Below are 5,921 nucleotides of genomic sequence, written 5' to 3' on the forward strand. Positions count from 1 at the left end.
CCACGCGGTACTATCATTTGGTTTTGGTATCTAACGTGATTCTAAGATAGGTCATCTATTTGGCCTATCTTAATTATCGAGGTTGTTAACTGAGTATGAAAAACACAATTAAGTATTTAGGTTTACTACCATTACTAGCGGTTAGCTTTAGTTATGCAGATACAAATGCCAATTTGAAAGTATCTGGTGATATTAAGCCACCAACCTGTATGGTTAATGGAGAAGAGCAAACCAATATCATATATGACATGGGAAAACTCTCTGTTGATGTTATACCTATGTCGAGCATGTATATTTTTCCCGAAAATTCGAAAGTAAAAAATACCGTTACGGTGACATGTGATGCTCAAACATATTTAATATTTATGGCGACAGATACCTACCAAGGTTTGAGTTTACCTTCAACACCGGTATCAAGCTCGTATTCACATAAATATTTTCATATTAATGGCGGTAAACCGGCCGCACTTGGTGGTGTCTCATTTTTAGTAAAAGATGCTAAGGTCGATAATAATTCTGGATATGTTCGCCGTTTATATAATTCAACACATGCCACTTCTAGGCTTGGAGATTATGTATTGACTAAAGGTGAATACTATGGATGGTCTAATACTAAGCATGAAGCCGGGGGTAAAGATGCATTTATGCAATCATTAATACCTGGAAAAGTCTTTTCAGCGAGTTTTGAACAAGACAGTGTATTTATTAACTCACGAGATGATTTAGCTAAAGCAAATATTGAACTTAATGATGAACTTAATTATAACGCAGAAGCTGTAATTACATTTAGCTTTAGTCTTTAATAATGAAAAAAATGGGCATGTATCTTATGCGGATAATATTATATCAACTTACAGTAGTGTTAATGTTCTATTTTTGTGATTATTCAAATGCTCAGGGCGTATATAGGCAAAATATAATCACCGATATTGTGACACCTCCAAGTTGTGAAATTATCCCACCAAATAACGGGAACTATCAATTTTCCCAGTTACATGCCCATTATTTTAAATTAAACAAAGTCACAGCGCTTCCAGAATTAAAACAAACATGGCAAGTGATGTGCAATACACCGATAAATTTATTTTTAAAAATTATTGATAATCGTCATGATTCCTCCCGTATGGATGATGAAAGCTATTTTGGGTTAGGTAACGTAAATGGTTCAGGGAAAATAGGTGATTATCGATTAACGTTGAGTCATGCCAATGTTGATAATGAAAAAGCGGAGTTGTTTTTAAGCGAAAATTTATCAGGAACAAGAACATCTGCTATAACGGTGAAAAAAAATAGAACCTATGGTTGGTTAACGGGTAAAAGTCATATTGCCTCGGGAAAATTATTTTCTGTTGATATTACTGTTTCGCCTAAACTTAATTCTTTAAAAGAAACCCATGGGCCTATTGTTAATGGTGCTGAATTAGACGGTAATGCTGAATTGATTTTTTCATTTGGCATTTAATGCCTGAACACATTAATTATAATTAAGCAATGAGCATGTATGTTATATACTAATAAAAAAACACGACGTTACTATTTTTTTATGGCTTTAATATTCATGTTATATAATGAGTATTCATATTCATCAAATCAAGATAATGCTGATAAAAACTCAAAAGTGAATTTTGATATTGATTCATTAAAGGCACTTGGTTACGGTGAAGAAGTCGCTGATTATTTTATGCAAGGGAGCCAATTTCTTCCTGGTAACCATGATGTCACAATACAATTAAATGGTGATCAAACTTATTCTGTTAATGCCAAAATAGATGATAGTGGTCATCTTTGCCTTGATGATAGTTTGCAGAAGACGTTGAGATTAAAATCGACAAATTTAGAAGATGGATGTCATGTTTTTCAAGATGTCTATCCTGATTCACGGGTGGTAATGCGACCTAATGAGTTTGCTATTGATATTACAGTCGCTGAAAACAACTTTGATCCTAAGTTGCAAGGTCGTGAATTGACTTATGGTGGTTTTGGTTTAGTTAATAACTATCGAATTTACGGTATGCATATTAATGGCCATAATAACCAAGAGTTTTATCAAGGTGAATTTGAAACGGGAGCAAACTGGAATAACTGGGTTTTACGCAATAATAGTAGTTTTTCTTCAAGTAAAGGGAACTCAGAGTATCAATTTAATGAAACAGTATTATCGCGTAGTATCGAGTCATTAAAGTCTCAATTTGAAATAGGTCAACTGAATAGCCGAGGCAGTTATTATTCTGGTATACCAGTTAATGGCGTTCAACTCTATTCGGACAGTGCATTACAGCTTAATAATCGATTAGTTGTACCGATAGCTGGTTTTGCAAATTCGCCATCAACCGTAGAGGTTCAGCAAAATGGTCGTCTGCTCTATCGAACAATAGTGCCTGCTGGTCCTTTTGAACTAAATAGAATTAATAATATTATCAATGGAACACCAGTTGATGTAACAGTTATTCAAGATAATGGTGAGCGTCAGAAATATCAAGTAATGACCTCAAATCAAGTAACTGAAAATTTATCACCTTTATCTTATCAATTTTTTATTGGTAAATATCGTACAGTCAATAGTGTTCAAGAAAGTGATAATCCTTTAATTAGTAGTTTGGAAGCAAGCGCACAATATAAAAAAATAGATTATTCAGCAGGGGCTTTATATTCAGATAAATATCAATCTGTAAGTGGTGGTGTTCATTCTTCATTTGGAGAAAAACTACTCATTAATGGTGGAGGCAATGTTTCAATTTCTCGTAATGATGAAAAAGAGGGAAGCCAGTTAGACTTTAATACATCGTTGGCCAAAGGTGCCGCATCATTGGGAGTCTCATTTCTATATCGCAGTCATGAGTATCCGACGTTAGATAGTACATTAGAAAAACAGCAACCAATATTGGATGAAGATGCATGGAATTTACCATGGTTTAGTCGAGACCTTCAGACTTCTTCTTCACTTTATACAAGTTGGGGTGATATTAACTGGGGAAGTTTTAGCTATAGTTTAAATTATAACCATTATTATGGAGACGGTTCAGATACAGTAAGTCATTTAGTCGGTTATAGCAGAAAGATCGGTGATGTCTCATTAAATTTATCTTTTCAGTCTGGAACAGATCAAGACAATCGCTTTTATCTGAATGCATCAATCCCAATAAATAGCCGTTCAAGTGCAAGTATACAAAGCCAATATTACGATGACCGTAGTACTTTAATGGCGAATTATAACTATAGACAGAATGATAGGTGGAATTACTCTATCGGTGCAGGTCGTAGCAGTGATGTAAATCGTGTTAACGGGAGCATTAATAATACGAATGCTTATACACAATTATCATTAAATGCTTCCATGACTGAAAATAATGTTTATTCATTTATGTCATCTGCTACAGGCGCTATTGCTTATTCAAATGGGCTAGTTGCAACCTCTTCAGTGCCATTAAGTAATACTTTTGGGATTATATATATTCCAAATCAACCAAATGTTAAGGTGAGTGCGTTAGGCAGTGGTTCAACAATCACGAATCATTTTGGTACGGCTGCCATTTCGTCATTACCAACAAATAGGAAAACAACGGTTCAATTGAACACGCAAGATTTACCGTTAAATATTCGGCTTGATACCACTTCGTTCGATGTTGCAGTTGCTAGAGGAAGTGTTATTACAAAAGAAATTAAAGCTACCGAAATGAGACAGTTATTACTGAGTATTACGCTTAAAAACGGTCAAAAAGCACCTAGTGGTGCAAGCTTAATAAATAAAAAAGGAAAGTATGTCAGTGCCATTATGGGTGAAGGGAATACTTTTTTAACTAACGAACAAATTGGTGATGAATTAATTCTTCGTTCACCAAACTCAGATGATTGTATTGTGAAATACACAGTACCAGAACATTTTTCATCTGAGTTGCTTTATGAAGAAGTAGACGCAATATGTCAATAAGTCATCAAAAAACTAAACATAGATTTTGATAAAGAGGTTATTTATGAAAAAAATATTTGCAACTATTCTTTCAAGCTTTTTATTAATAGTGAGCACAAATGTTCATGCAAGTTTCCAATTAGAAACCATGACTGTAATATTAGATGCAGGAGAAGGGCGAAAGGTTTTTAATGTTAAAAATACCGGTAATTCACCTATTTTATTATCAACCAAAGTTGAAGAGCTAGATGGTTCAACAAAACTTGCTGGTGATATTATGATTTCGCCACCGATTGTTCGTATTGAACCTCAACAAAGTCAACAAATTAATTTTATTTTGAAAAAAGGCGTTGATATTTCCGATGAAGTAATTTTAAAAGCATCATTTCAAGGTATTGGGGCAAGTAAAGAGAATGTCACTAAAATGCCTATTCGTCAGGATGTGGCAATGTTAGTTTCTCCTGCTAATATGAAAGTGAGCCAAACACCTTGGGACGCTCTTTCAGTGAGCCAAAAAAATAATCAGTTAACATTAAAAAATAATGGAAAGCAAGTCATTAGGTTATCACCCTCATTTAAAGTTTTACCGAGTAACGAAGATTACGCGCTAGACCAGTTTTATATCAGACCTGGTGAAAGCAAAGTTGTCAATATTAAAGGTAATGCAACGAGTATATCTATCTCCCCTTTAAGTCGCTATGGATTTAAAATGAGTGATAACGCTATTTTAGCTGTGGAACACTAATTCCCTATTATAGGTAATTAGATATTAAGGCCCATTTATCTTTAGCATATTTAATGGGGTTTAATTTTTCAGGATATATAGTAAAAGGATAATTTAACCTTGAATAATGTAATACCTAAAAACTTTTTCACCAAAGTGATTGGTGAAGAAATTAAGAGATTGCGAAAGGCAAGTTCATTTTCAGGGACAAAAATGGCGAGTGAATTAGGCATTTCGCAGCAACAATACTCTCGATATGAAAGGGGGGTTAATACAATATCTGTTGATGCTTTACTAAATATATTGTGCATTCTTGATTGCGATGTGAGTTCCTTTTTTTCATATCTGCGTCAGCAGATAGAAAAAGATAATCATGAATTGTATGATACATTAAAGCCATTGTTTTATAACTTTGAGACTCATACAGAGATAGAAAAGTATTTTTTAAAAAGAGGCCTTTAAATTTAAAGATAGAGTCGGTTTGCTTTGGAATATCCTAATTTTATCAAGGTGGCAAGTTTATACGGCTTATGCCACCTTGATATTAAATGAGGTAATTCATGCTTTACCTATAATTGACTGCCTGAGATTGAGTAAAACCGACTTTATCATCTAGAGTTTTGTAGTGATAAGATAAAAAATCGTGATAGTCGTTTTATACTAAAGGAAATAGGCAAGGTAAACTTGATGTTGAAACAATATTACTCGTGATATTGTGTATTACCTTGACGATACTTCTTCTAAAGTGATTAATAATCATAGAGATAAAGGTTATTATTATGAAGTGTTTTTCCAATGTGAATAATTACTCTCTAACCGAGTTAAAATTAAAAGGATTTATGTTTAATTATTAAACTACATTAAATTAGGTATTTTATTCTTTTCTTTAGTTCTTATTATGATTTGTTTGGAGTTATTTCCTCATTAATCATAGGTGCGATAGCTAGATGTTAATCTACTTTATTGTTTTTAATGATGAAATAAAATGTTACATTTGTGATTTTTTAGGTTAAAGTGCGGTTTACTCGATTTTGGTGTAATGATAATTATAAAAAAGTTATCTATAATACTTACATCTGAAAAACATTATTTCAGTAAGATGTTTTAAAATCACATAAAAGTAGAATGTTTTATCATATTTAGAGGTGTTTAATACCAGTAACCAAAATTATTTATTATAGCTTTTGTTAAGCTAAGAAATGACAGCGAGTTTAAATATTTTTCTCTATGTATTACTAATATAAATGTTGGTAATAGATTCTATTTTTCTTTTTTTGTTTTTTATTATAA

Annotated in this window: 5 protein-coding genes; all 5 read left to right on the forward strand. The window is 32.8% G+C overall.

Annotated features, from left to right (window positions below; genetic code table 11):
- The first annotated feature begins 95 nt into the window (after window positions 1-95).
- Entirely contained in the window at window positions 96-803 is a 708-nt protein-coding gene (locus PR833_RS19920) for a hypothetical protein (RefSeq protein WP_004921813.1), read from the forward strand.
- Window positions 804-805: 2 nt separating this feature from the next.
- A complete protein-coding gene (locus PR833_RS19925; protein WP_272526462.1) occupies window positions 806-1,462 on the forward strand; it encodes a hypothetical protein in 657 nt (218 codons plus the stop codon).
- Window positions 1,463-1,501: 39 nt separating this feature from the next.
- On the forward strand, window positions 1,502-3,928 hold the full coding sequence (locus PR833_RS19930; protein WP_272526463.1) for a fimbria/pilus outer membrane usher protein: 2,427 nt from the start codon (window positions 1,502-1,504) through the stop codon (window positions 3,926-3,928).
- 43 nt (window positions 3,929-3,971) lie between these two features.
- Complete coding sequence (locus PR833_RS19935) at window positions 3,972-4,652, forward strand: fimbria/pilus chaperone family protein (protein ID WP_014656397.1); 681 nt, start codon at window positions 3,972-3,974, stop codon at window positions 4,650-4,652.
- 99 nt (window positions 4,653-4,751) lie between these two features.
- Window positions 4,752-5,093 carry a helix-turn-helix domain-containing protein gene (locus PR833_RS19940; RefSeq protein WP_004921801.1) on the forward strand — a complete coding sequence of 114 codons (342 nt, stop codon included), beginning with the start codon at window positions 4,752-4,754 and terminating at the stop codon, window positions 5,091-5,093.
- Window positions 5,094-5,921 lie beyond the last annotated feature (828 nt).

This window comes from Providencia sp. PROV189 (assembly GCF_028480065.1).
In the GTDB taxonomy this organism is placed as follows: domain Bacteria; phylum Pseudomonadota; class Gammaproteobacteria; order Enterobacterales; family Enterobacteriaceae; genus Providencia; species Providencia stuartii.

What these genes read in the sequence shown, in the direction of transcription:
- PR833_RS19920 (WP_004921813.1), top strand. Translation starts at nt 96, where the DNA reads ATGAAAAACACAATTAAGTATTTAGGTTTACTACCATTACTAGCGGTT.
- PR833_RS19925 (WP_272526462.1), top strand. Translation starts at nt 806, where the DNA reads ATGAAAAAAATGGGCATGTATCTTATGCGGATAATATTATATCAACTT.
- PR833_RS19930 (WP_272526463.1), top strand. Translation starts at nt 1,502, where the DNA reads ATGTTATATACTAATAAAAAAACACGACGTTACTATTTTTTTATGGCT.
- PR833_RS19935 (WP_014656397.1), top strand. Translation starts at nt 3,972, where the DNA reads ATGAAAAAAATATTTGCAACTATTCTTTCAAGCTTTTTATTAATAGTG.